This is a genomic window from Blastococcus sp. SYSU D00820, assembly GCF_054050695.1.
In genome coordinates, this window is record NZ_JBJGZW010000017.1 from 1 (window position 1) to 24,588 (window position 24,588).

A 24,588-nucleotide genomic window follows, 5' to 3' on the forward strand; every position below is an offset into this window, starting at 1 on the left:
CCCGCCGCCGGGGCCCCCCGCCGCGCCCCCCGCGCCGCCCCGCCCCCCCCCCCCCCCCCCCCCCCCCCCCCCCCACTCCGCCTAGTCGGTGCCCGACTCCATCGCGGCGCGGTCGAGCAGCTCGTCGTGCGCCGACACCCGCCCGCGGGAGGCGATCGTCTCGGCGCCGCCGGCCTCGGAGGCGTCGATCAGGCCGGTGGCCGCCGCCTGCGCCGCACCGATCGCGGCCGTCGGCGCGCCGCCGACCATGCCGATCCGCGCGTACTGCTCCAGCCGGGCCCGCGAGTCGGCGATGTCGAGGTTGCGCATCGTGAGCTGGCCGATCCGGTCCACCGGCCCGAACGCGGAGTCCTGGGTGCGCTCCATCGACAGCTTGTCGGGGTGGTAGCTGAACGCCGGACCCGAGGTGTCGAGGATCGAGTAGTCCTCCCCGCGGCGCAGCCGCAGCGTGACCTCGCCGGTGACGGCCATGCCCACCCAGCGCTGCAGCGACTCCCGCAGCATCAGCGCCTGGGGGTCCAGCCAGCGGCCCTCGTACATCAGCCGGCCCAGCCGGCGGCCCTCGCTGTGGTACGTGGCGAGGGTGTCCTCGTTGTGGATGGCGTTGACCAGCCGCTCGTAGGCGATGTGCAGCAGCGCCATGCCCGGGGCCTCGTAGATGCCGCGGCTCTTGGCCTCGATGATCCGGTTCTCGATCTGGTCGGACATGCCCAGCCCGTGCCGGCCCCCGATGGCGTTGGCCGCCATCACCAGGTCGACGGCGGAGGGGAACTCGCGGCCGTCGATCGTCACCGGCCGGCCCTGCTCGAACCCGATCGTGACGTCCTCGGGGGCGATCTCGACGGCGGGGTCCCAGAACCGCACGCCCATGATCGGCTCGACGCTCTCGATGCCGGTGTCCAGGTGCTCGAGGGTCTTGGCCTCGTGCGTGGCGCCCCAGATGTTGGCGTCGGTGGAGTAGGCCTTCTCGGTGCTGTCGCGGTAGGGCAGGCCGTGCGCGACCAGCCACTCCGACATCTCCTTGCGGCCGCCGAGCTCGGTCACGAAGTCGGCGTCCAGCCAGGGCTTGTAGATCCGCAGCGCCGGGTTGGCCAGCAGGCCGTAGCGGTAGAACCGCTCGATGTCGTTGCCCTTGTAGGTCGAGCCGTCGCCCCAGATCTGGACGCCGTCCTCGAGCATCGCCCGCACCAGCAGCGTGCCGGTGACCGCCCGGCCGAGCGGGGTGGTGTTGAAGTAGCTGCGCCCGCCGGAGCGGATGTGGAAGGCGCCGCAGGTCAGCGCGGCCAGGCCCTCCTCGACCAGCGCCGCCCGGCAGTCGACCAGGCGGGCGAGCTCGGCGCCGTAGGCCGAGGCGCGGCCGGGCACCGAGGCGATGTCGGGCTCGTCGTACTGGCCGATGTCCGCCGTGTACGTGCAGGGGACCGCCCCCTTGTCGCGCATCCACGCGACCGCGACCGACGTGTCGAGACCGCCGGAGAAGGCGATGCCGACGCGTTCGCCGACAGGGAGGGACGTGAGCACCTTGGACACGGGATCGATTATTCACACCCCTGCATGACCATGCAGAGGCGGGGTCCTCGAGGTCAGCGGGGGACGGCGTTGTAGGCGGCGGTGACCGCCGTCCGGACGGCGTCGGCCAGCGGGCGCAGCGCGGCGTCGCGGGCGGCGGCCTGACCGTGCGTGACCGCGCCGCCGGGTGCGTCGGCCGTCGCGAGGTCGAGCACGCGCGCCAGCCGCTCGGCCCGGCCGAGCACCGACAGCGCCACCGGGTCGGTGTCGTCGGGCATGCCCGGCGCCGGGGCGGGCCGGGCCAGGCCGGCCAGCAGGGCCGGCACCTCCGGGTGCCAGCGCGCGAGGTCCAGGCGGGCCAGCGTGCGGGCCGCGTCGCCGACGGCGAGGTCCAGGGCGCCGGACGCCGCGCGCAGGGTGCCCTCGACCGGCGGCGGCGGCAGGGGGACGCCGTCCAGGGGGACGACGGTCCAGGTCACGACCTCGGGCCCGGCCTCCGGCAGCCAGGCCAGCCGGTCGCCCACGGCCGCCTGCCCGGCCTCCAGTGCCGCGGCCGCCAGCCCGGGCACGGCGGGCAGCCCGCGGACGTCGCCGGGAACCGGCAGCACCAGGCGCAGCCGCCGCTCGCCGAGGCCGCGCAGCGCCGACAGCGCCGGCCCGAGCGGCACCGCGCCGGTCTCGCCGGGCAGGCCGGTCACCACGTGGGCCCGGTCGCCGGTGATCCCGGCCAGGGCGTCGTCGTAGGAGGCGCGCCCGGACAGCCAGGCGGTGGACCAGGCGGCGAGGCGGCCGGCGGGGAAGTCGTGCACCGGACGAGGCTATGACGGGGCTCGGACGAGGCTGTGTCGCCTCGCGGCGTCGGCAACGGTCGGGATACGGAACATCGCCGTCCGTTCCGAGGGCGGGGGGCCTTCTGCCAGAGTGGCCCCGTGGACCCCTGGCTGCTGTGGCTGATCGCATCCGGGCTGTTCGCGGCCGGAGAACTGGCCAGCCTGGACCTCGTGCTCCTGATGTTCGCCGGCGGCGCCCTCGGCGGCATGACCGTGGCGCTGCTCGGCGGGCCGGTCGTGCTCCAGCTCGCCGCGTTCGTCGCCGTGGCCGCCGTCCTGCTCGCCCTGGTCCGCCCGCTGGCGAAGAAGCACCTGACCCAGCGCACCCCCGAGCAGCTGGACGGCGTCGCCACGATCATCGGCCGCACCGCGAAGGTCACCCAGGCCGTCGACGGGCACGGTGGCCGGATCCGGCTCGGCGCCGACGAGTGGACCGCCCGCAGCCAGTACACCGGCGAGGCGTTCCCCGTCGGCACCACCGTCCGCATCCTGTCCGTCGACGGCGCCACCGCGGTGGTCGGCGACGCCCTCGAGCTGGAGTGACCACCCGACCGGGGGCGTGACCCGCACCGGTCGCAGGAGAAGGATCGACCACCGAACGTCCCGACGAAGGGAGCTCCTCCCGTGACCCCCGCACTCATCGCGATCCTCGTGGTCGCGCTGTTCGCCATCGTCGTGATCGCCAAGAGCGTCACGATCGTGCCCCAGGCCCAGGCGAAGGTGGTCGAGCGCCTGGGGCGGTACAGCCGCACCCTGTCGCCGGGCCTGTCGATCCTGGTGCCGTTCATCGACCGCGTGCGCGCCACCATCGACCTGCGCGAGCAGGTCATCTCGTTCCCGCCGCAGCCGGTGATCACCGCCGACAACCTGCAGGTCGGCATCGACACCGTCGTCTACTTCCAGGTGACCGACCCGCGGCTGGCCGTGTACGGCATCGCGAACTACATCACCGGCATGGAGCAGCTGACCACCACGACGCTGCGCAACGTCGTCGGCGGGCTGAACCTGGAGGGTGCGCTGACCGGCCGCGACGGCATCAACAGCCAGCTGCGCTCGGTGCTCGACGGCACCACCGGCCCCTGGGGCCTGCGGGTGGCGCGCGTGGAGATCAAGGCGATCGACCCGCCGCCGTCCATCCAGGACTCCATGGAGAAGCAGATGCGCGCCGACCGCGACAAGCGGGCGATCATCCTGCAGGCCGAGGGCCAGCGGCAGTCGCAGATCACCACGGCCGAGGGCCAGAAGGCGGCCGCGATCCTCACCGCCGAGGGCAAGAAGCAGTCGGCGATCCTCGAGGCCGAGGCTGAGCGGCAGAGCCGGATCCTGCGCGCCGAGGGCGAGCGCGCCGCGCTGTACCTCAAGGCGCAGGGGCAGGCGAAGTCGATCGAGACGGTCTTCCAGGCCATCCACGACGGCAAGCCCGACCAGGGGCTGCTGGCCTACCAGTACCTGCAGACGCTGCCGCAGATCGCCCAGGGCGACGCCAACAAGATGTGGATCGTGCCCAGCGAGTTCAGCAAGGCGCTGGAGGGGCTGTCCCGCCTCGGCGGGGGCGACGGCGACGGCCGGTCCTGGCTGGACGTGCCGCCCTCGGCCGACGGCGGCACGAGGCCGACCGCGGAGATGGACACCAGCGGCTGGTTCGAGTCGCAGCTGCCGCCGGCCGCCGCGCAGCCGGAGGCCCGGATCGAGCTGTCGAGCCTCGCCGACGCCGCGCCGGCGGTGCCGAGCCCGGAGATGCCGCCGACGACGTCGCTGGCGCAGGCCGCGACCGACGAGGTGGCCGGCCCGGCCGCCGGCCGGCAGGCCCCGCCGCAGCAGAACGGGCAGCCGCCGGCCTGAGGAACGACGAGGGGCGGGGTGGAGATCGTCGTCTCCGCCCCGCCCCTCGTGCGTCTCAGTCCTTGAGCAGGCCCTCGCGCAGCTTGGCCAGGGTCTGGCTGAGCAGCCGCGACACGTGCATCTGCGAGATGCCGATGTCGGCGGCGATCTGCGACTGGGTCATGTTGCCGAAGAACCGCAGGATGAGGATGCGGCGCTCGCGGGCCGGGATGGTGGCCAGCAGCGGCTGCAGCGACTCCCGGTACTCCACGCCCTCGAGCGCGGCGTCCTCCTCGCCGAGGGTCGCCGCCAGGGTGGGGGAGTCGTCCTCGCCCGAGAGCCGCTCGTCCAGCGAGCTGCTGCGGTAGGCGTTGGCGACCGCCAGCCCCTCCAGCACCTCGGCCCGCGGGATGCCCAGGTGCTCGGCGAGCTCGCTGGGCGTCGGGGCCCGGCCGTTCTTCTGCGCCAGCTCGCCGACCGCGGAGTTCAGCGACAGGTGCAGCTCCTGCAGCCGCCGCGGCACGCGCACCGACCAGCCCTGGTCGCGGAAGTGCCGCTTGATCTCGCCGGTGATCGTCGGGACGGCGAAGGAGAGGAACTCCACGCCGCGCGTCGGGTCGAACCGGTCGATCGCCGCGATCAGGCCGAGGGTGCCCACCTGCAGCAGGTCGTCGAAGGGCTCCCCGCGGTTGCTGAACCGCCGCGCGAAGTGCCGCACGAGGGGCAGGTGCTCCTCGACGAGGATCTCCCGCAGCCGCTCGCGGCGCGGATCGTCCTTGTCCAGCGAGGCGAGCTCGGCGAACAGCGGCGCGGTGCGCTCGGCGCGGCGGCGGTTGTCCGACACCGGGGGCGCGTCCTCGGGCGTGCGCGGGCTGGGGACGGCGGCGACGTCCACGTCGTCCTCGTCGTCGGCGACCTCGTCCACGTCCGCCGGCTCACCGGCAGCGGGCTCGGTCGTCTCCCCGGTCACGGCGTCCTCGGCCCGGGACTCCTCGCCCCGGGGCTCCTCGTCGTGCAGCGCGTCCTCCCCGGCAGGCGTGCGGTGGGTGGCTGCCCGGCTCACCGCGGGACCGTGAGGCTCTGACCCGACCCGCCGACGGCGGAACCGGGGTGCTGGCCCGGTAGGTACTTGTCCATGGAGATGACGGCGACGGCGCTGCCGGAGCCGTCGCCGGCCGGTACCTGGGACTGCGTGGCGGGGCGGGCGTCCACGTTGTCCACCAGCGTGTGCAGCACCGCCCAGCCGAAGCCGTCACGCGGCACGTCGGTGCCCTCGGCGGTCGGCACCCAGGCGTCGATGTGCAGCCCCGTGCGGGTGGTCTCGAAGACCACGGTCAGCGGCTGGTCGGCCGCGGCGATCGCGGCCAGCGTCGCGCAGGCCTCGTCGACGGCCAGCCGGAGGTCCTCCACCGAGTCGAGGTCGTAGTCCATCCGCATGGCCAGGTCGCCGGCCATCGCGCGCACGGCGGGCAGCTGGGTGGGAGTGGCGGGCACCCGCAGTTCCAGCCGTTCCGCGCGGCGCCCGTCCTGCGCGAGGGCACCCCTCGAGTCCACCATCCGTCGTCCGCTCCTCATCGTCTGCTCGGCCGCCACCGGCCGCGTCGTGCGGTCGGCGTCCGGCCGTCCATCCTGCCCGACCCGTGCGGGGCGGCGGCGCACCGCGACCCGGACCGGGCGGCCATGGCGCTGCGCCGACGGGCTGCGATACCCGGACGCCCGGCCGGCCAAACCCCGGAGCCGCGAGGAGTGGGCGCGGTTGCTGACCCGGAGGGCCTGCGGTGAACTGGCCAGGGATGGACACGAGCAGAGGGACGACGTCGCGGGGGCACCACGCCGTCTCGGACGGGGGCCCGGCGCTGCTGGTGGCTGCCATGGAGAGCGCACCGGCGGCGATCCTCTGCCTGGCCGGGCCCGATCTGGCACCGGTCTGGGCCAACGCCCGCGCCCGCCGGATGGGCACCGACTCCGGCGACCTGCCGGTCGTCGACGGGCGGCCGGTGGCCGAGCTCGCCGACACGGTCCTGCGCACCGGTCGCACGGAGTCCCTCTGCGGCGCTCTCGGCGACGACGGCCCGGCGGCCACCGTGCTGCTCCAGCCGGTCGACGTCGGCGGCCGGCGCGGGGTCCTCGTCGTCGTGGAGGCCGACGGCGGATCGGCGGCCGCCGCGACGTCCGGAGGGGAGCTGGTCGACCAGGTGCAGCACTCGCTGCTGCCCCCGGCGCTGCCGCTCCTGCCCGACATCCGGCTCTCCGGCAGCTACCACCGGGCCAGCTCGGTGCGCGCCGCGGGCGGTGACTGGTACGACGCCGTCGTCCTGGGCGCCGGGCGGCTGGCGCTGGTCGTCGGCGACGCGGTCGGCCACGGCGTGCCCGCCGCGGGGGCGATGAGCCGGCTGCGCGGCGCGATGCGCTCGATCGCCCAGCGCGATCCGTCCCCGGCCACGGTGCTCGCCGCGCTCGACGACTTCGCCGCCCAGATGGAGGACGTCGAGGGCGCGTCGGTCTTCTACGGCGTGCTGGAGTCCGACACCGGCACCCTCACCTACGCCGCGGCCGGGCACCCCGCGCCGCTGGTGGTGCAGGCCGACGGCAGCAGCGCCTTCCTCCCGCTGACCCCCCGCCCGCCCCTGGGCACGGTGCCCGGCACGCCGACCGAGGTCGCCACCGGCGTCCTCGACTGCGGCGCCACCCTGGTGCTGTTCTCCGACGGCGCGGTCACCGCGTCGGGGCCGCCCCCGACGCAGGGGCTGACCCGGCTGGCCGAGGTCACCCGGTCGGTGCTCGCCGTCCCCGGCGCGCTGGAGGGCGAGGCGTCGGCGGGGCTGGCGGCCGCGGTCGCCGAGGGGCTGCTGACCTCCGACGGCCGGCCCGACGACATCGCCGTCCTGGTGGCCCACCGGCTCGCCGTGACCCCGCAGCCCCTGGTGCTCGACCTCCCCGCCGTCCCCTCGTCGCTGCCGCAGGTGCGCCGCCGGCTCTCCGCCTGGCTGACCGACCTCGGCATGGGCGAGCAGGACCGCGTCGGCGTGATGGTCGCGGTGGGGGAGGCCTGCGCCAACTCCGCCGAGCACGCCTACCGCGGGCAGGAGCCCGGGCTCATGCACGTGTCCGCCACCGTCGACCCCGACGGCGTGCTCACCGTGGTGGTGCGGGACGAGGGCACCTGGCGCCCGCCGGACCGCGATCCGGGCAGCCGCGGCCGGGGTCTGCTGATCATGCGGCAGCTGGTCGACGGCGTCGTGCTGCAGGGCGAGCACGGCACCACGGTCACCCTCAGCATGCGGCTGCGCCGCACGCCGGAGGAGGTCGCCGAGCAGCAGGGCGGGGTCGCCGGCGCATCGGTCGTCGTCGACCGGGCGGGGGAGCGGCCGGTGGTGCGGGTCGACGGCGCCGTCGACCTGGTCAGCGCCGAGCAGATGCGGATCCGGCTGCTGGAGGCCAGCCACGGGGGCACCGGGCGGGTCGAGCTGGACCTCACCGCGGTGACGCTGTTCAGCAGCGCGGCGGTGCGGGTGGTGCTGGCCATGGCCCGCATCGCCGGCGAGGAGGGATGGCGGCTGGTCGTGCACGCGCCCGACGGCGGTGTCACGCGGCACATCCTGGAGATCAGCGGCCTCGGGGGCCTGGTCGACCTCCGCTGATCCGGGGAACGCGCCCGCCGGGCGGTTTGGGGAACGGCTCCGGTGCCCATCCTCCGGGCGTGAGACTGCGGCGCAGTGACGTGCACGGCCCCGGCTACCGGCGCAAGCGGGCCGGACGGGGGTTCGCCTACTACGACGTCGACGGGTCGCTGATCAAGGACGACCGGCTCGACCGGATCCGGGGCCTGGCCATCCCGCCGGCCTGGAAGGACGTCTGGATCTGCCCGTGGCCCAACGGGCACATCCAGGCCACCGGCGTGGACGCCGCCGGCCGGCGGCAGTACCGCTACCACGACGCCTGGCGCGCCCGGCGGGACGCCGAGAAGCACGAGCGGGTGCTGGAGATCGCCCACCAGCTGCCCGACGTGCGGGACACGGTCGTGTCCGCCGTGACGGGGTCGGGGCTGACCCGCGACCGGGTGCTGGCGGCCGCGGTCCGGCTGCTGGACCTCGGCGCCTTCCGCGTCGGCAGCGAGCAGTACGCCGAGGACAACGGCACCTACGGCCTGGCGACGCTGCGCAAGGAGCACGTGCGGGTGCGCGGCGAGCAGGTGTTCTTCGCCTACACGGCGAAGGGCGGCATCGACCGGGAGCTCGAGCTGACCGACCGGCCCACCGCCGACGTCGTCCGCGAGCTGCTCAAGCGGCCGGCCGGCACGGGGGAGGAGCTGCTGGGCTACTGGGTGGAGGACCCGGCCGGCGGCGGGCGGATCTGGCACGACGTCACGAGCAGCGAGATCAACGCCTACCTGAAGGAGATCAGCGGCGCGGAGCTCACCGCCAAGGACTTCCGCACCTGGAACGCCACCGTGCTGATGGCCGCCATGCTGGCCGAGGCTCCGCCGCCGGGCACGAAGTCGGCGCGCAAGCGGGTGCTCAAGCAGGCCTACGAGCGGGTGTCGGAGACCCTCGGCAACACCCCGGCGGTCTGCAAGGCCAGCTACGTCGACCCGCGGGTGGTCGACCGGTACGAGCACGGCGAGACGATCGCCCCGGTGCTGCCGGAGGCGGCCGAGGCACCCGACGACCGGACCGCCCAGCGCGTGCTGGAGCAGGCGGTGTGCCAGCTGCTGTCGGCCTGAACGACGAAGGGCCCCGCCGGTCGGCGGGGCCCTTCGTCGATGAGGCCCCCTGCAGGGACCCGCCGCGAGCTAGCGAGCGGTGGGGGGCAGGGGGTCCGTCATCAGCGAGCGCTGCCGTCCACGATCGTGAACAGGTCGATCAGGCCGGTCACCTCGAGCGGCCGGGTGACCGCGCGGGTGGTGGCGATGAGCCGGAGTTCGACCTCGCGGGCGCGGGCCGACTTCTGGGTCTCGACGAGGACGGCCAGGCCGGCGGAGCCGAGGAACTGCACGCCCGAGAGGTCGATGACCAGCTCCTTGGGCTGCTGCTCCAGCTGGGTGTCGAGGGAGGACCGCAGCACCGGGGCGGTGAACGTGTCCACCTCACCCACGACCGTCACCGTGACCGCGCCGTCCGCCCCGGTGGAGGTGGACAGGGTGATCACGTCGTCGAAGGGTGCCTCCGTGCCCTCGGTCGACACGTCGGACTGCCCCTCGGCGGGCAGGTCGGATGTGGTCACGGACGAGCTCCTCTCCACGGCGGTGCCGGGAGGCACGACCGCCCGGCCAACATACCGCTGTGCGGCCCGCCGGCGTCGTCGCCCCCGGTCACGCGGCCGGATGGACATCTCCCCAGGCGAACCCGGACAGGCGTCCGGCTCGCACGGGGCGCGGCTGCCTGCTCAACCGCGCTTACAACGTAGACAACCGGATCACGACGCGCCAACCCGCCCGGAGGGCAACACCCGGGTGGGCGGCCTCCGGGCGGGACGGTGGCGCTGCGTGTGCGGCGGTCGCCCGGTCAGGGGTCGATCATGTGGACGGCGGCCTCCTCGGGGCCCTCCCCGCCGGCCGGCGCGTCGGCGGTGGCCTCGATGTCGTCGGCGGTGGTGTTGGTGCCGGAGTCGCTGTACGGGCTGGTGGAGGTGTCCTGCTCCAGCTGCAGGGTGGCCCGCTGCGGGTCCTCGGCGGCGCGGACGCCGGGCTGGACGTCGGGCTCCTCGCGGTCCAGCCGGCCGCTGAGGGACTCGCCCTCGCTCTGCTCGAACGCCGTCGTGCCGAAGTCGGTGGAGGCGCCCGGACGCTCGCCGGGCAGCGGGGCGAACTCCGGGTCCTCGTTCCAGGTCTGGGTGGGCGAGTCGTCCTGGGAGACCTCGGGGATGCCCTCGTCCTCGGGGTGGACGTCGCGGGCGGTCTGACCCTCGGGCTGCGTCATGTGCGGGACCTCCTGGTGCGCGACGGGCGCGCGGGATCGGGGACGGACGGCCGGGTGCCCGGCCGTGGACTGCCCTCCCGCCTACCCGGCCCCCAGGCAGCCATGCGTGACACCGGCGGCACGCCCGGAGCGGCATGGCCGGGCCGCCGGGCGGGTAGCGGCGGGCGCATGGCACTCCCCGACCAGGTCCAGAGGATCGGCGCCCCGCTGCGGCAGTGGGCCCGGACCCAGAAGCGCGAGTACACCCAGGGGGAGCCCCGCCCGCTGGCCGGCGACCTCGGCGCGATGGGGGTGTACCTGGGCCTGGTCTCCACGGCGGCCGCCGCGGTGCGCGCCTCGGGGCGCGAGCTGCCCAGCCGCATCCCGCTCGGTGACGCGGCACTGCTGACCGTGGCCACCTTCCGGCTGGCCCGGCGGATCGCCAAGGACCCGGTGACCAGCCCGATCCGCGCGCCCTTCACCGCCTTCCAGGGGCCCTCCGGGCACGCCGAGGTGGCCGAGGAGGTGCGCGAGCACGGCGGCGTCAAGCACGCGGTGGGGGAGCTGCTGACCTGCCCGTTCTGCCTGGCGCAGTGGGTGGCCACCGGCTTCGTGTTCGGCTACGTCACCGCTCCGCGGGCGACCCGGATGGCGGCGCTGACCATGACGATGGTGGCCGGCTCGGACGTCCTGCAGTTCGTCTACGACGCCATCCAGAGCGGCGGGCTGGAGCCGGCGCCGCGCGAGGAGCCCCAGGGCGTCGACTGACCGGTCGTCCCGCGCGGCGCGCTCGCGGCCACCCCGGACGGGGGACAGCCGCCGCCGCCGACCTGCCGTGGACCCCGGACCGCCCCTATCCTGCGGATCTTGGACAGCCGGTGGTGGGAGGGCACGTCGTGCGGTCGATCTGGCGGGGCGCGGTCTCCTTCGGGCTGGTCAGCATCGGGGTGAAGCTGTACTCGGCGACCGAGGACAAGGACATCCGGTTCCACCAGGTGCACGCCGTCGACGGCGGGCGGATCAAGTACAAGCGGGTCTGCTCGATCGACGGCGAGGAGGTCGAGTACTCCGAGATCGCCAAGGGCTACGAGCTGCCCGACGGCCAGCTGGTGATCCTGACCGACGAGGACTTCGAGGACCTGCCGCTGTCGACGCGGCGCGAGATCGAGGTGCTGCAGTTCGTCGACCAGGAGGAGATCGACCCGATCCACTTCGAGAAGACCTACTACCTGGAGCCCGACGGCCCGGCCACCCGGCCCTACGTGCTGCTGCGCGACGCGCTGACCAACGCCGGCCAGGTGGCGATCACCAAGATCGCGCTGCGGCAGCGCGAGTCCCTCGCGGCGATGCGGGTCCGCGACGGCGTCCTGGTGCTGCACACGATGCGCTGGCCCGACGAGATCCGCCGTCCGGACTTCGCATTCCTCGACGAGGACGTCACCGTCCGGCCGCAGGAGCTGCAGATGGCCGAGGCGCTCATCGGCTCGATGACCGGCGACTTCGACCCCGGCGAGTTCACCGACGACTACCGCGAGGCCATGACCGCGCTGCTGGAGGCCAAGCAGAGCGGCGGGGACGTGCAGCCGGTGCCCGAGACCGCCGATCCGGGCGCGGCCGTCGTCGACCTCATGAGCGCCCTGCGGCGCAGCGTCGAGCGGGCCCGCGGCGGCGCCGAGGACGACGGGCCGCCGGCGAAGCGGGCCCCGGCCCGCAAGGCCACCGCGGCGAAGAGGACGGCGCCCGCCGCCGAGGACGACGACGCCGACGAGGCCCCGCCGGCCAAGCGCACCGCCCGCAAGGCCCCCGCGGCGAAGACCCCGGCCAAGAAGACGGCGGCCGCGGAGAAGAAGACCCCCGCGAAGAAGGCCCCCGCGAAGAGGGCGACGGCGGCCGAGAAGACGGCGGCGGCCGGCGAGAAGCCGCCGGCCAAGCGCGCCCGCCGCAGCGCCTGACGTGCCGGCCCGCCCCCGCGGCGGTCGGCCCGACCCCCTCGCCGAGTACCGCGCGAAGCGCGACCCCGCGCGCACGGCCGAGCCCGTGCCGCCCGCCGGCCGGCCGCTGCCCGCGGGCGGGGACGACACCTTCGTCGTCCAGGAGCACCACACCCCCCGCGGCTCGGGCGAGCGGGTGCACTGGGACCTGCGGCTCGAGCGCGGCGGGGTGCTCAAGGGCTGGGCGGTGCCCAAGGGCCCGCCGACCACGACCGGGCCGAGCCGGCTCGCCGTCCCCACGGAGGACCACCCGCTGGAGTACGCCGGCTTCTCCGGCACCATCGCGGCCGGCGAGTACGGCGGCGGCGAGGTCACCATCTGGGACGCCGGCCGCTACGCCACCGAGAAGTGGGCCGACGACCACGTCACCGTCGTCTTCGACGGCCGCCGGCTGCGCGGTCGGTACGTGCTCTTCCGGCTGGCCGACGGCACCTGGAACGTCCGCAAGCTCGACCCGGCGCCGGCCGGCGCCACCGTGCCCTCGCCGATGCTGGCCACCGCCGGCGAGCTGCCCCCGCCCGCCGAGGACGCGCAGTGGGGCTACGAGTTCAAGTGGGACGGCGTCCGCGCGGTGGCCGCGGTGTCGTCCGGCGCGGTGTCGCTGTGGGCGCGCAGCGGCACCGAGATCACCGACCGTTATCCCGAACTGGGTCGCCTGCCGGACGCGCTGCGGGCGCGCGAGGCGGTCATCGACGGCGAGGTCGTCGCGATGGACGCGCAGGGCCGCCCCGACTTCGGCGCGCTGCAGGGGCGCATGCACCGCACCGGCCCCGAGGTGCACCGGATGGCCGCCGCCGCGCCGGTGACCTACCTGGTCTTCGACCTGCTCGCCCTGGACGGGGAGAGCCTGCTGGAGCTGCCCTACGAGCAGCGCCGCGACCGGCTCGACGCCCTCGGCGCGGCGGGGCACCGGTGGGTGGCCACGCCGTGGTTCCGCGGCGGCGGCGCCGACGTGCACGCCGCCAGCCGCGACAACGGGCTGGAGGGCGTGGTCGCCAAGCGGCTGGACTCGCCGTACCGGCCGGGCGTGCGCAGCCCCGACTGGCGCAAGGTGAAGAACGTCCGCACGCAGAGCGTCGTCGTCGGCGGGTGGCGGCCCGGCCAGGGGCGCCGGACCGGGATGGTGGGTTCGCTGCTGGTCGGCGTGCACGACGACGAGGGCCGGCTGGTCTACGCCGGGCACGTCGGCACCGGGTTCACGACGGCGGACCTGCAGGAGCTGGCCGGGCTGTTCACCGCCCGCCGGCGGACGCCGTTCGAGGACGCGCTGCCGCGCGAGGTGACCCGCGACGCGCACTGGGTGGAGCCGGACCTGGTCGGCGAGGTGGCGTTCGCGGCGTGGACCGCCGACGGGCGCATGCGGCATCCGTCGTGGCGCGGTCTGCGCGACGACCTGGACCCCGATGAGGTGGTCCTCGAGTGGTGAGGCGTCGCGGGGCGCCCGCGCGGGCAGGGGAGCGGCCATGAGCCGGCAGCGGGTGCGCGTCGACGGGCGGCAGCTGGAGGTCTCCAACCTCGACAAGGTGCTGTTCCCGGAGGTCTCGTTCACCAAGGCGCAGGTGATCGACTACTACGTCCGGATCGCCCCGGTGCTGCTGCCGCACCTGTCCGGGCGGCCGGTCACCTTCACCCGCTGGCCCGACGGGGTGGAGGGGCAGGCCTTCTTCGAGAAGAACAGCGCCCGGCACGCCCCGGACTGGGTGCGCCGGGTGACCATCCCGAGCCCCGGCAGCTCCCGGGGCCGGGAGACCCTCGACATGGTCATCCTGGAGACCGTCGCCGATCTCGCCTGGGCGGCCAACCTCGCGGCGCTGGAGCTGCACGTGCCCCAGTGGCAGGTGGGCAGCCGGCGGCAGCCGACGCTGCCCGACCTGCTGGTGCTGGACCTCGACCCCGGACCCAACGCGGGGATCGCCGAGTGCTGCGCGGTGGCCGAGCGGCTGCGCGAGCGGCTGGTCGCCGACGGCCTGGACCCGGTGGTGAAGACGTCGGGCTCCAAGGGCATGCAGGTCTACGCGCCGATCCGGGTGAGCGACCGGGAGCACCCCAGCCGGTACGCCAAGGCGCTGGCGCAGGAGCTGTCGGCCGAGACGCCGGACCAGGTGGTGTGGCGCATGGAGAAGGTGCTGCGCCCGGGCAAGGTGCTCATCGACTGGAGCCAGAACAACCCGGCCAAGACGACGGTCGCGCCGTACTCGCTGCGCGCCCGGCCGGACGCGACGGTCTCGACGCCGATCGGGTGGGACGAGGTGGACGCCGTCCGCGACGGGGCGGACCCGGGGCTGCTGCGGTTCCGCACCGAGGAGGTGCTGGAGCGGGTGGAGGACTACGGCGACCTGTTCGACATCGCCGACCGGGTGCGCGCGCCGCTGCCCGCCGTCTGAGGGCAGGACCCCTGCCGACCGGCGGGGAGGGCGCCCTTGGCACCATTCCGGGGTGTCCAGCCCCGCCTCGACCGACCCCCGCGCCACTGATGTCGGCCGGCTGGTCGTCCGCTGCCCCGACCGCCCGGGGATCGTCGCCGTCCTCTCCCGCCTGCTCGCCGACGTCGGGGCCAACATCACCGAGTCGCAGCAGCACTCGTCGGACCCGACCGGCGGCGTCTTCACGCTGCGGCTGGAGTTCGTCCTCCCCGAGCTCGCCGGCCGCCGGCACCAGCTGGAGGGGGCGCTGGACCTGCTGGCGCGGCAGTGGGGGATGACCTGGCGGCTGGCCGAGGCCGCGCACCGGCCGACGGTGGCGGTGTTCGTCAGCAAGACCGACCACGTGCTGCAGGAGCTGATCTACCGGGTGCGCGCCGGTGACCTGCGGGCCGACATCACCGCGGTCATCTCCAACCACCCCGACCTCGAGCCGGTCGCCCGGGCGGCCGGCATCCCGTTCCACCACGTGCCGGTGACGCCGGAGACCAAGGCCGAGGCCGAGGCCCGCGCCCTGGAGCTGGTGGGGGACGCCGACCTGGTGGTGCTGGCCCGCTACATGCAGATCGTCTCCGCCGACTTCTGCAGCCGCTTCCCCGAGCGGCTGATCAACATCCACCACAGCTTCCTGCCGGCGTTCGTCGGCGCGAACCCGTACCAGGCGGCCCACGACCGCGGGGTGAAGCTGATCGGCGCGACCGCGCACTACGTGACGCCGGAGCTGGACGCCGGGCCGATCATCGAGCAGGAGGTGGCGCGGGTCGACCACCGCGCCACCGTCGAGGACATGCGCCGGGTGGGCCGCTACGTCGAGCGGCAGGTGCTGGCCCAGGCGGTGACCTGGCACGTGGAGGACCGCGTGATCGTGGAGGGCGACCGCACGATCGTCTTCGCCTGAGCGCGGGGCGGCGTCCGTCCGCTCCCGGGCGGCGTCCGTCCTGCTTCGCCGCGGGCGGCGTCCGTCCTGGGTCCGCCGCGGGCGCCGTCCTCCCTGGCCGCCCGGGATCCTCCCTCGCCGTGCGCCGCCGGGGAGGACCCCACATGATCAGGGCACCTGATCGTGTGGGCAGCCGCCGCTCCTTCCTTGCCCGGGCACGGGCGCGGGCGCCGTCCTCCCCGACCGCCCGGGGTCCTCCCTCGCCGTGCGCCGCCCGGGAGGACCCGGCACGATCAGGGCACCTGATCGTGTGCGGAGCAGCCCCGCACGCCCCACGTCTTGATTTGACTAGTTCAAGACAAGTGGTTGAGTGGGTCCCGAGGGGCACCACCTGAGCGGCCGTCCGCGGCGGGGTGCCCGACGCGATCGTCCCCGCGGCTCCGTGCCAGGGAGCCGCGGCCGCCGGAGGACCCGTGCGCGGTCGCGAGCACCACCACGAGGAGGAGCACAGCATGACCGACGTCGCATCCCAGGGCACCGCCGCGAGCGAGGCCGACCGCGCCGTCCTGACCAACCGTCAGGGTCACCCGGTCTACGACAACCAGAACCAGCGGACGGTGGGCGCGCGTGGCCCGGCCACGCTGGAGAACTACCAGTTCCTCGAGAAGATCAGCCACTTCGACCGGGAGCGGATCCCGGAGCGCGTGGTGCACGCGCGCGGCTTCGTCGCCTATGGCGAGTTCGAGGCCACCGGGACGTGGGGCGACGAGCCGATCGAGCGCTACACCCGCGCGAAGTTCCTGAACACTCCCGGCAAGAAGACCGACCTGGCCATCCGGTTCTCCACGGTGATCGGCGGCCGCGACTCCTCGGAGGCCGCCCGCGATCCGCGCGGCTTCGCGGTGAAGATGTACACCGAGGACGGCAACTGGGACCTCGTCGGCAACAACCTCGCGGTCTTCTTCATCCGCGACGCGATCAAGTTCCCCGACGTCATCCACTCGCTCAAGCCCGACCCGGTGACCTTCCGGCAGGAGCCGGCCCGGATCTTCGACTTCATGTCGCAGACCCCCGAGGCCATGCACATGCTGGTCAACCTGTTCAGCCCCCGGGGCATCCCGTCGGACTACCGGCACATGCAGGGCTTCGGCGTGAACACCTACCGGTGGGTCAACGCCGACGGGCAGACGCACCTGGTCAAGTACCACTGGCTGCCCCGGCAGGGCGTCAAGAGCCTCACGGCCGCCGACGCCGCGGCGATCCAGGCCGACGACCTCGGGCACGCCTCGAAGGACCTCTACGAGGCCATCGAGAACGGCGACTTCCCGCAGTGGGACCTCTACGTCCAGCTCATGAGCGACGACGAGCACCCCGAGCTGGACTTCGACCCGCTGGACGACACCAAGGTGTGGCCGGAGAACGACTTCGAGCCCCGGCTCGTCGGCACCATGACGCTGAACCGCAACGTCACCGACCACCACAACGAGAACGAGCAGAGCGCCTTCGGCACCGGGGTCCTCGTCGACGGGCTGGAGTTCTCCGACGACAAGATGCTGGTCGGCCGCACGTTCTCCTACTCCGACACCCAGCGCTACCGGGTGGGCCCCAACTACCTGCAGCTGCCGGTCAACTCGGCCAAGGGCGCGGCGGTGCACACCAACCAGCGCGGCGGGCAGATGTCGTACGGCGTGGACCTGGGCCCGGGGCAGAACCCGCACGTGAACTACGAGCCGTCGATCACCGGCGGCCTGCGCGAGGCCCAGGCGCCGTCCACCGACGAGATCGGGCCGACCATCACCGGCCGGCTCACCCGGGCGCGCATCCCGCGGACCGACGACTACACCCAGGCCGGGCAGCGCTACCAGCTGCTGGAGCAGTGGGAGAAGGACGACCTGGTGACCAACCTGGTCGACAACATCGGCCAGGCGGTCCGGGCGGTCCAGGAGCGGATGGTCTGGCACTTCTACATGTGCGACGACGAGCTGGGCCAGCGGGTCGGCGACGGCCTCGGCATCAGTGCCGACGACGTCCGGGGGCTGGAGCCGCTGCAGACGCAGACCCTGACGGAGGCCGAGCTGGCGCGGGCGGCGAACCTGGGCAAGAACGGGCCCCGCGACGTCACGGGCCTGCGGATGACGCACTGCGTGCCGAACGAGCGGGTCGCCGTCGCCGGCTGACGCCGGACGTCCCGCGGCGGGCCGCGACCGGACCCCCGGTCGCGGCCCGTCGTCGTCCTCCCCGACCGCGCAGGGTCCTCCCGGGCCGTGCACCGCCGGGGAGGACGCCAGGGGATCAGGGACCCTGATCCCCTGGGCGGCGAGCTCGAGCGGGGTGCTCTTCCGCTGGGCGGGAGGCGGCGATTGGCCGGCCGCCGGCGTGCGTACTGCAGGCCGGAACGTCACCTGTGACCCGGAGGAACCCGATGACCTCGACCGCCCGTACCGGCGGCGGACCCGGGACGGCGGCGCGCGCGGCCGGCTGGGTCGCGCCGCTGTGCTGGATCGCCGTCCTGCTCGACGGCTTCGACCTCGTGGTCGTGCCCACGACCAAGTCCGGCTTCCAGGCCGAGTGGGACCTGGGGGAGGGCGGGGCCAACCTGCTCATCACCGTCGGGCTGATCGGCATGATGCTCGGCGCGCTGGCCATCGGCACGCTCACCGACCTGCTCGGCCGCCGGCTGGCGCTGATCGCCGCCGTCACGTCGTTCTCGGTGCTCACCCTGCTGTGCGCGCTGGCGCCGAACCCGTGGGTCTTCGGCATCCTGCGCTTCCTCGCGGGCCTCGGGCTGGGCGGCTGCCTGCCGACGGCGATCGCGATGGTCAACGAGTTCAGCTCGGCGGCCCGCGGCGGGCGGGCCACCACCACGATGATGACCGGCTACCACGTGGGCGCGGTCGCGACCGCCGCCCTGGGCATCCTGGTCGTCGAGCCCCTGGGCTGGCGCTGGATGTTCGTCATCGGCGCGCTGCCCATCGTGGTCCTGCTGCCGCTGATGCTGCGCCACCTGCCCGAGTCGGCGGCCTTCCTCATGGCGCACGGCCGCCGCGCCGAGGCCGAGGAGGTCGCCGCGCGCTACGGGCTGACCCTCGAGACCCCGGACGACCGCGTCGCACCGCACGCCGGCGAGACCGGCGCGGGCGGAGCGGTGGCGACGGTCCGCACGCTGTTCGCCGGCGGCTACCTGCGCAACACCGTGGTCATCGGCGTCACCTCGTTCATGGGCCTGCTGCTGGTCTACGGCCTGAACAACTGGCTGCCCACGATCATGCGCGAGGCCGGCTACGACCTCGGCGCCCAGCTGGCCTTCCTCACCGTGCTCAACGTCGGCGCCGTCGCCGGCCTGCTGGTTGCCGGGGCGGTCGCCGACCGGCTGGGCGCCCGCCCGGCGGGCATCGCCTGGTTCGCCGCGGCGGCGGTCTTCCTCGCGCTGCTGTCGATCAAGCTGCCGATCGCCGGCATCTACCTGATGGTGTTCCTCACCGGCTGCTTCGTCTTCAGCGCCCAGGTGCTGGTCTACGCGTTCGTCAGCGGCAACCACCCGCCGCAGGTGCGCGCCACCGCGCTGGGGTGGTCGGCCGGCGCCGGCCGGATCGGCGCCATCGTCGGCCCGGTGGTCGCCGGGTTGCTGGTCAGCGCGGGGGTGGCCTTCCCGTGGGGCTTCTACCTGTTCGCGGTGGTCGGCGCGCTGGGCGCCGTGGCGCTGGTCGCCGCCCGCGCCACCCGCACGACCACCGGCGCGGCGGCCCGCTGAGCGGGGGTGCCGCCGGGGTCACTCGCCCCGGCGGCGCTCCTGCTCGATGAGGAACCGCTCGAACTCGTCGGCGATCTCCTCGCCGCTGGGCACCTCGCCGCGGCTGCCGAGCAGGCCGCCGTCGGCGTGCGCGGCCGTGAACTGGTCGTACTGCTGCTCCAGCGCCGCGACCACCGCGGTGTTCTCGCTGGAGCGGCCGATCTGCTCGTCGATCTCGGTGCGGTTGGCCTCGGCGGCCTCGCGCAGCGACTCGGTGGGCAGGTGCAGCCCGGTCAGCCGGCCGAGGTGCTCCAGCAGGGTCACCGACGCCGCCGGGAAGGTGGCCTGGGCGAGGTAGTGCGGCACGTGCGCGGCCACGCCGTAGGCGTCCACGCCGGCCTCGCCCATCCGCAGCTCCAGCAGCGCGCCGACGCTGCCGGGGATGCGCATCTCGCCCCAGTACACGGGATAGCCCTCGATGAGCTGCCGCCGCGTGGCGTGCGCGGTGACCGTGACCGGACGGGTGTGCGGCACCGGCATGGGGATCGCCTGCAGCGCCACCACCGACGTCACGCCCAGCCGCTCGATCAGCGACCCCACGGCGGCGACGAACCGCTCCCAGGCGAAGTCGGGCTCGGAGCCGTGCAGCAGCAGGAACGGCTCGCCGGCGTCGTCCTCCAGGGCGTAGACGACGATCTCCGGCGCGGTGACGTCGGAGTAGCGGTCGCCGGTGAAGGTCATCCGGGGCCGGTGGGCGCGGTAGTCGACCAGGCTGTCGACGTCGAACCGCGCGATCACCTCGTGCGGCAGGCTGGCCAGCAGGTGCGCCCCGGCCAGGGCCGCGGCGTGCGCGGCGTCGAACTCCCCGGCCAGGTCGTGCACGAGGACCAGCCCCCGGCGGTGCTCGGCGGGGTCGGCGTGCTGGGCGAGGTCGGCCTCCCGGGTCAGGAACGGCTCGGCCTCCGGCAGCAGCTCGACGAGCTCTTCGGGTCGCGGTGCCACGATCGCGCCTCTCCTCGGTGGTGCGGGACGTCGACGGGTGCAGCCCGCGCCGCCCCGCGGGCATTCCCATGATCACCTGCGGGGGCGCCTCACCGCCCGGCGTCCTCCTCCGGAGCCGGCCCGCGGTCCTCCGGAGCGGCGGTCGCCTGCCCCGTCAGCTCCGCGCCGTGGGCGTCGCCGGTGACCGCGGCTCGGACGCCGTCGTCGGTCAGCTCCGGTGACCGGCCGTCCAGCTCGTCGCGGACGTAGCGGTAGGTGACCGCGATCAGCGCGGCCACCGGCACGCCGAGGAAGGCCCCGGTGATGCCGGCCAGGCTGCCGCCGGCGGTGACGGCGAGGATGACCACCGCGGCGTGCAGGTTGAAGCCGCGGCCCTGGATGATCGGCTGGAGCACGTTGCCCTCGATCTGCTGCACCAGCAGCACGATGCCGAGCACGATCAGCGCCGTCGTCCAGCCCTGGTCGACCAGCGCGATGAGGACGGCGAAGGCGCCGGCCACGAAGGCACCGATGATCGGGATGAACGCGCCGAAGAAGGTGAGCACGGCCAGCGGGAGCACCAGCGGGACGTCGAGGATCCACAGCCCGATGCCGATGAAGAAGGCGTCGATGAAGCCCACGATCGCCTGCTGGCGGATGAACTCCGACAGCGTCGACCACGCCTTGTCCGACAGCGCGGCCACGTGCGGAGCGGCGCGCGGGCCGGTCTGCGCGGCCAGCCACGGCACCCAGCGCGGCCCGTCCTTGAGGAAGAAGAAGCACAGCAGCAGCGCGAGCACCAGGTTGATCAGCCCGTTGCCGACGGCGGTGGCACCGGTGACGGCGTAGCCGGCGATGTTGCTGGCGTTGTCCTGCAGCGAGTTGATCGCGTTGTCGACCGCCTGGCCGATCTGGTCCTCGCCGATGTTGAACGGCGGGCCCTGCAGCCACTGCTGAACCTCCTCCAGGCCGCCGGCGGCCTGGGTGGCGAGCTCGCCCACCTGGTCGACGACCGAGGGGGCGATCGCGGCGATGATGCCGCCGAAGACGCCGAGGCCCAGCAGCAGGACCACCGACGCGGCCAGCGCCGGCGGCCAGCCGTGCCGCCGCAGGAAGCGGGTGGGCGGCCAGAGCACCGTGGCGATGAGCAGCCCCAGGACGATCGGCAGGATGACCACCCAGAGCTTGCCGAGCACGTACCCCACGATGATCACCGCGAGGGTGATGAGCACCAGTTCCGCGGAGACGGAGGCCAGCGTCCGCATGCCGCGGCGCACCTTGGCGCCGCGGTCGGCGGCGGGAGCGGGCGCGGCGGTCACGGCCGGCGCGGCCTCGGTGGCGCCGTGCGGGGTCCGGTCCCCGGCCGGTGCGGCGTCCCGGCGGCGGGAGGGGAGCAGGCTCATGGACCCATCGCAGCACAGATCCCCTGGTCACACCGCGCGGCACAGCGGAGCGCGCGGCTAGCGTCGGGACATGCCGCGTACCGCCACCGCCGACCGGGTCGACCGGGCGGCGCTGCTCGATTTCCTCCGCCCCCGCCACAAGGCCGTGCTGCTCACCCGCCGCTCGGACGGCACCCCCCAGATGTCGCCGGTGACCTGCGGCATCGACGCCGAGGGCCGGGTCGTCGTCTCCACCTATCCGCAGCGGGCCAAGGTGGCCAACGCCCGCCGCGACCCCGCCGTCTCGCTGTGCTTCCTGTCCGACGACTGGGACGGCCCCTGGGTGCAGGTCGACGGGACGGCGGAGGTGCTGGACCTCCCCGAGGCGCTGGAGCCGCTGGTCGAGTACTTCCGCTCGATCAGCGGGGAGCACCCCGACTGGGACGAGTACCGGGCGGCGATGGCCCGGCAGGGCAAGTCGCTGCTGCGGATCACCGTCACCCGCTGGGGGCCGGTGGCCACCGGCGGGTTCCCGGCCGAGGTCGCCGCCCGGCTCTGACCCTCCCTGACACGCCGCGACAAGGCAGGGGGCTTGCCCTGCCGCGCGGTGGGCGCCAGGCTCGCGCCGTGCCGTACGTGCTGGGCCTGCGCGCCGAGGGCGGCGCCGCCGCCGGTCGCGGCCCCGCCGACGGCCTGCGCCGGCTGGCCCTCGTGCCCGCCGCCCCCGAGGACGCCCCCGACCGGGACGAGGCGACCGCCGTGCTCGACGACCCCGCCGCGGTGGTCGACGCGGTGCTCGCGCTGATCCGGGACGGTGGCTGGGTGATCGGCGTGGGCGCCGGTGCGCTCGGGGACGGCGCCGCACCCGACGGCGCCGCGCGCGGCGGCCCGGCGCCCGCGCTGCTCGCCGCCCGCCGCGCCGTCGACGCCGCCCGGCGGCGCACCCCCCGGCTCGCCGTCCGCGGCGCCGTCCCGGCCGAGGCGGCCGACGCCCAGGCGGTGCTCGGCGCCCTGGCCACCCTCGTCGCCCGGCGCAGCGAGCCGGCCTGGGCGGCGATCGCCCTCGTGGCCGACGGCCGGACCCAGTCGGCCGCGGCCGCCGAGCTCGGCATCACCCGGCAGGCGGTCGGCCAGCGGCTGGCCGCCGCGGGCTGGGAGCTGGAGCGGGAGCTGCGGCCGACCGCCGCCCGGCTGCTGGCCCGCGCCGGCGGCTGACGCCCGGCGCGCGCCCGGCTGCTCCCGCGGCGAGAATGGGCAGGTCCGAGCCCCGCCGTCTGGAGGTCCCGTGTCCGAGTCGTCCCCGAACGGCGCTCCCCGCAATGCCGAGTTGCTCGGCATCTACTGCAACGACCACATCGCCGCGGCCACCGGTGGCATCGAGCTCACCAGCCGGATGATCGGGGTCCACCGGGGAACGGCGTACGAGCCGCGGCTCGAGGAACTGCTGGGCGAGCTCCGCGAGGAGAAATCCGCGCTGCTGGCCCAGACCCGGGCGCTCGGGCTGCCGGTGCGCCAGTACAAGCAGCTCGGCACCTGGGTGGCCGAGAAGCTGTCGCGGGCCAAGCTCAACGGCCGGCTCTTCTCCCGCTCGCCGCTGTCGGACCTGGTGGAGTTCGAGTTCATCGCCACCGCGGTGCTGGCCAAGCGGGCGGGGTTCGAGACGCTGCGCGCGCTCGCCGAGGTCGAGCCCCGCCTGGACGCGGCCCTGTTGGACCGGCTGGTCGCCCAGGCCGACAAGCAGCACGTGTGGCTGTCCGAGGTGCGCCGGGAGGTGGCCGCGCAGGTGTTCGGCGGCCGGCCGGCGGCCGCCAGCGAGGCCGCCGGCAGCCCCGCCGACGACTGAGCGGGCCGGGCCGGCCCCTGGTAGGCAGGACGCCATGTGCCACGACCCCGACAGCCGGCCCCCCGCGCCGCCGCAGCGCGCGGACGTCGCCGAGCGCGGCCTGCTCACCCTCGTGGCGGCCGACGCCACCGCGTTCGCCGCGGCCTACGCCGCCCCCGCCGGCGAGGCGCGCGCGGGCGTCGTCGTCCTGCCCGACATCCGCGGGCTGCACCCCTACTACGTCGCGCTGACCGAGCGGTTTGCCGAGGCCGGGGTGCCCGCCGTCGCCATCGACTGGTTCGGCCGCACCGCCGGCGTGCCGGACAGCGGCACCCGCGACCAGGACTTCGACTGGCAGACGCACATCCCGCAGACCACCGCGGCCGGGATCGACGCCGACCTCGCGGCGGCCATCGCCTACCTGCGCGAGCGGACCCGGCCCGACCTGCCGGTGGTCACGGTCGGCTTCTGCTTCGGGGGCAGCCACTCCTGGCGGCAGGCCGGCGGCCGGCTGGACCTGGCCGGCTGCGCCGGCTTCTACGGCCGCCCCGCGATGGTCGGCGAGGCCGCCGGCCGGGCGCACCTGCCGACGCTGATGGTCATCGCCGGCGCCGATGCCGCCACCCCGGTCGAGGAGCAGCTCGCCCTCGCCGATGCCATGCGCGCCGCCGGGGCGGACGTCGAGACGGCCGTCTACGACGGGGCGCCGCACTCGTTCTTCGACCGCGCCGCGGCCGACTGGGCCGACGCCTCGGCCGACGCGTGGCGCCACGTGCTCGGACTCCTGGACCGGGTGGCCGGGGACGCTCCCGGATGACCGGGCCGGCGGGCGGGATCGACCCCGGGGTCCTCGAGCTGGCGCGCCGGGTCTTCGACCTGGCCCGCGGCGGCGCCACCGAGGAGCTCGCGGCCTACGTCGACGCCGGCGTGCCGCCGAACCTGACCAACGAGAAGGGCGACACCCTGCTGCTCCTGGCCGCGTACCACGACCACCCGGGCACGGTCGCGGCGCTGCTGGCCCGGGGCGCCGACGTCGGCCGGGTCAACGACCGCGGGCAGACGGCGCTGGCCGCCGCGGTGTTCCGGCGGTCCGCCGAGACGGTGCGCCTCCTGCTCGGCGCCGGCGCCGACCCCGACGCGGGCGGGCCCTCGGCGCGGGAGACCGCGGTCTTCTTCGAGCTGCCCGAGATGTCCGCGCTCCTGGACGCCGGGTCGGCCTGACCACCGCGGCCGGTCGTGCCACCCTGGACGCCGAGCAGCGCCGGCGTCCTCGCGACGGCGATGCCGGGCACCGTCGAGCGCATGGGGGGACACCGGGATGCCGCTGG

The 24,588-nt window shown here is 74.9% G+C and carries 24 protein-coding genes; 16 read left to right on the plus strand and 8 right to left on the minus strand.

Annotated features, from left to right (window positions below; genetic code table 11):
- Positions 1–81 precede the first annotated feature (81 nt).
- Positions 82–1,530, minus strand: a complete 1,449-nt coding sequence (gene argG, locus ACI79R_RS16750) for an argininosuccinate synthase (RefSeq protein WP_456574780.1) — start codon at positions 1,528–1,530, stop codon at positions 82–84.
- A 53-nt stretch (positions 1,531–1,583) separates the two neighbouring features.
- Complete coding sequence (locus ACI79R_RS16755; RefSeq protein ID WP_456574781.1) at positions 1,584–2,318, minus strand: hypothetical protein; 735 nt, start codon at positions 2,316–2,318, stop codon at positions 1,584–1,586.
- A 120-nt stretch (positions 2,319–2,438) separates the two neighbouring features.
- Between ACI79R_RS16755 and ACI79R_RS16760 the strand changes: the two genes are divergently transcribed.
- A complete protein-coding gene (locus tag ACI79R_RS16760; RefSeq protein ID WP_456574782.1) occupies positions 2,439–2,882 on the plus strand; it encodes an NfeD family protein in 444 nt (147 codons plus the stop codon).
- Between the two features lie 81 nt (positions 2,883–2,963).
- Complete coding sequence (locus ACI79R_RS16765; RefSeq protein WP_456574783.1) at positions 2,964–4,181, plus strand: SPFH domain-containing protein; 1,218 nt, start codon at positions 2,964–2,966, stop codon at positions 4,179–4,181.
- Positions 4,182–4,236: 55 nt separating this feature from the next.
- Here the strand turns inward: ACI79R_RS16765 and ACI79R_RS16770 are convergent, their stop codons facing one another.
- Together ACI79R_RS16770 and ACI79R_RS16775 are read right to left on the minus strand one after the other, a co-directional pair.
- Complete coding sequence (locus ACI79R_RS16770) at positions 4,237–5,223, minus strand: RNA polymerase sigma factor SigF (RefSeq protein WP_456574784.1); 987 nt, start codon at positions 5,221–5,223, stop codon at positions 4,237–4,239.
- Positions 5,220–5,717, minus strand: a complete 498-nt coding sequence (locus ACI79R_RS16775) for an ATP-binding protein (RefSeq protein WP_456574785.1) — start codon at positions 5,715–5,717, stop codon at positions 5,220–5,222. The genes ACI79R_RS16770 and ACI79R_RS16775 overlap by 4 nt, the downstream gene beginning before the upstream one ends.
- A 314-nt stretch (positions 5,718–6,031) precedes the next feature.
- Here ACI79R_RS16775 and ACI79R_RS16780 point away from each other — a divergent pair, with 314 nt between their 5' ends.
- Both ACI79R_RS16780 and ACI79R_RS16785 read left to right on the plus strand, forming a co-directional pair.
- Complete coding sequence (locus ACI79R_RS16780) at positions 6,032–7,801, plus strand: SpoIIE family protein phosphatase (protein ID WP_456574786.1); 1,770 nt, start codon at positions 6,032–6,034, stop codon at positions 7,799–7,801.
- A 59-nt stretch (positions 7,802–7,860) separates the two neighbouring features.
- On the plus strand, positions 7,861–8,883 hold the full coding sequence (locus ACI79R_RS16785; RefSeq protein WP_456574787.1) for a DNA topoisomerase IB: 1,023 nt from the start codon (positions 7,861–7,863) through the stop codon (positions 8,881–8,883).
- A gap of 101 nt (positions 8,884–8,984) precedes the next feature.
- On the opposite strand, the gene ACI79R_RS16790 is transcribed toward ACI79R_RS16785, so the two are convergent.
- Both ACI79R_RS16790 and ACI79R_RS16795 read right to left on the minus strand, forming a co-directional pair.
- Positions 8,985–9,383, minus strand: a complete 399-nt coding sequence (locus ACI79R_RS16790) for an STAS domain-containing protein (RefSeq protein ID WP_456574788.1) — start codon at positions 9,381–9,383, stop codon at positions 8,985–8,987.
- A gap of 281 nt (positions 9,384–9,664) precedes the next feature.
- Complete coding sequence (locus ACI79R_RS16795) at positions 9,665–10,078, minus strand: hypothetical protein (protein ID WP_456574789.1); 414 nt, start codon at positions 10,076–10,078, stop codon at positions 9,665–9,667.
- 168 nt (positions 10,079–10,246) lie between these two features.
- Here ACI79R_RS16795 and ACI79R_RS16800 point away from each other — a divergent pair, with 168 nt between their 5' ends.
- The 7 genes from ACI79R_RS16800 (at position 10,247) to ACI79R_RS16830 (ending at position 19,096) form a co-directional block, all read left to right on the plus strand.
- Positions 10,247–10,825, plus strand: a complete 579-nt coding sequence (locus tag ACI79R_RS16800) for a DUF1360 domain-containing protein (protein WP_456574790.1) — start codon at positions 10,247–10,249, stop codon at positions 10,823–10,825.
- Positions 10,826–10,953: 128 nt separating this feature from the next.
- Positions 10,954–12,009 carry a non-homologous end joining protein Ku gene (gene ku, locus ACI79R_RS16805; protein WP_456574791.1) on the plus strand — a complete coding sequence of 352 codons (1,056 nt, stop codon included), beginning with the start codon at positions 10,954–10,956 and terminating at the stop codon, positions 12,007–12,009.
- Between the two features lies 1 nt (position 12,010).
- Entirely contained in the window at positions 12,011–13,474 is a 1,464-nt protein-coding gene (gene ligD, locus ACI79R_RS16810; RefSeq protein WP_456574792.1) for a non-homologous end-joining DNA ligase, read from the plus strand.
- Between the two features lie 37 nt (positions 13,475–13,511).
- Positions 13,512–14,432, plus strand: coding sequence for a non-homologous end-joining DNA ligase (gene ligD / locus ACI79R_RS16815; RefSeq protein WP_456574793.1), 921 nt, complete (start codon positions 13,512–13,514; stop codon positions 14,430–14,432).
- A gap of 52 nt (positions 14,433–14,484) precedes the next feature.
- Entirely contained in the window at positions 14,485–15,366 is an 882-nt protein-coding gene (purU, locus tag ACI79R_RS16820) for a formyltetrahydrofolate deformylase (protein ID WP_456574794.1), read from the plus strand.
- A gap of 491 nt (positions 15,367–15,857) precedes the next feature.
- A complete protein-coding gene (locus tag ACI79R_RS16825; protein ID WP_456574795.1) occupies positions 15,858–17,522 on the plus strand; it encodes a catalase in 1,665 nt (554 codons plus the stop codon).
- 245 nt (positions 17,523–17,767) lie between these two features.
- Positions 17,768–19,096, plus strand: a complete 1,329-nt coding sequence (locus tag ACI79R_RS16830; protein WP_456574796.1) for an MFS transporter — start codon at positions 17,768–17,770, stop codon at positions 19,094–19,096.
- Between the two features lie 18 nt (positions 19,097–19,114).
- Here ACI79R_RS16830 and ACI79R_RS16835 read toward each other — a convergent pair whose 3' ends face one another.
- Entirely contained in the window at positions 19,115–20,077 is a 963-nt protein-coding gene (locus ACI79R_RS16835) for a proteasome assembly chaperone family protein (protein ID WP_456574797.1), read from the minus strand.
- Positions 20,078–20,166: 89 nt separating this feature from the next.
- On the minus strand, positions 20,167–21,459 hold the full coding sequence (locus tag ACI79R_RS16840) for an AI-2E family transporter (RefSeq protein WP_456574798.1): 1,293 nt from the start codon (positions 21,457–21,459) through the stop codon (positions 20,167–20,169).
- 70 nt (positions 21,460–21,529) lie between these two features.
- On the opposite strand from ACI79R_RS16840, the gene ACI79R_RS16845 reads away from it, so the two are divergent.
- The 5 genes from ACI79R_RS16845 (at position 21,530) to ACI79R_RS16865 (ending at position 24,481) form a co-directional block, all read left to right on the plus strand.
- A complete protein-coding gene (locus ACI79R_RS16845) occupies positions 21,530–21,997 on the plus strand; it encodes a PPOX class F420-dependent oxidoreductase (protein WP_456574799.1) in 468 nt (155 codons plus the stop codon).
- A 68-nt stretch (positions 21,998–22,065) separates the two neighbouring features.
- Complete coding sequence (locus ACI79R_RS16850) at positions 22,066–22,653, plus strand: hypothetical protein (RefSeq protein ID WP_456574800.1); 588 nt, start codon at positions 22,066–22,068, stop codon at positions 22,651–22,653.
- 70 nt (positions 22,654–22,723) lie between these two features.
- On the plus strand, positions 22,724–23,281 hold the full coding sequence (locus ACI79R_RS16855) for a hypothetical protein (RefSeq protein ID WP_456574801.1): 558 nt from the start codon (positions 22,724–22,726) through the stop codon (positions 23,279–23,281).
- A gap of 34 nt (positions 23,282–23,315) precedes the next feature.
- Positions 23,316–24,077, plus strand: a complete 762-nt coding sequence (locus tag ACI79R_RS16860) for a dienelactone hydrolase family protein (RefSeq protein ID WP_456574802.1) — start codon at positions 23,316–23,318, stop codon at positions 24,075–24,077.
- A complete protein-coding gene (locus ACI79R_RS16865) occupies positions 24,074–24,481 on the plus strand; it encodes an ankyrin repeat domain-containing protein (RefSeq protein ID WP_456574803.1) in 408 nt (135 codons plus the stop codon). Before ACI79R_RS16860 ends, ACI79R_RS16865 begins: the two co-directional genes overlap by 4 nt.
- Positions 24,482–24,588 lie beyond the last annotated feature (107 nt).

Excerpts from the sequence above, each read along its gene's own strand:
- ligD (WP_456574793.1), top strand. The coding sequence starts at position 13,512 with ATGAGCCGGCAGCGGGTGCGCGTCGACGGGCGGCAGCTGGAGGTCTCC.
- ACI79R_RS16800 (WP_456574790.1), top strand. The coding sequence starts at position 10,247 with ATGGCACTCCCCGACCAGGTCCAGAGGATCGGCGCCCCGCTGCGGCAG.
- ACI79R_RS16865 (WP_456574803.1), top strand. The coding sequence starts at position 24,074 with ATGACCGGGCCGGCGGGCGGGATCGACCCCGGGGTCCTCGAGCTGGCG.
- ACI79R_RS16830 (WP_456574796.1), top strand. The coding sequence starts at position 17,768 with ATGACCTCGACCGCCCGTACCGGCGGCGGACCCGGGACGGCGGCGCGC.
- ACI79R_RS16860 (WP_456574802.1), top strand. The coding sequence starts at position 23,316 with ATGTGCCACGACCCCGACAGCCGGCCCCCCGCGCCGCCGCAGCGCGCG.
- ACI79R_RS16795 (WP_456574789.1), bottom strand. The coding sequence starts at position 10,078 with ATGACGCAGCCCGAGGGTCAGACCGCCCGCGACGTCCACCCCGAGGAC.
- ACI79R_RS16845 (WP_456574799.1), top strand. The coding sequence starts at position 21,530 with ATGCCGCGTACCGCCACCGCCGACCGGGTCGACCGGGCGGCGCTGCTC.
- ACI79R_RS16780 (WP_456574786.1), top strand. The coding sequence starts at position 6,032 with ATGGAGAGCGCACCGGCGGCGATCCTCTGCCTGGCCGGGCCCGATCTG.
- ACI79R_RS16840 (WP_456574798.1), bottom strand. The coding sequence starts at position 21,459 with ATGAGCCTGCTCCCCTCCCGCCGCCGGGACGCCGCACCGGCCGGGGAC.
- ACI79R_RS16775 (WP_456574785.1), bottom strand. The coding sequence starts at position 5,717 with ATGGTGGACTCGAGGGGTGCCCTCGCGCAGGACGGGCGCCGCGCGGAA.
- ACI79R_RS16825 (WP_456574795.1), top strand. The coding sequence starts at position 15,858 with ATGACCGACGTCGCATCCCAGGGCACCGCCGCGAGCGAGGCCGACCGC.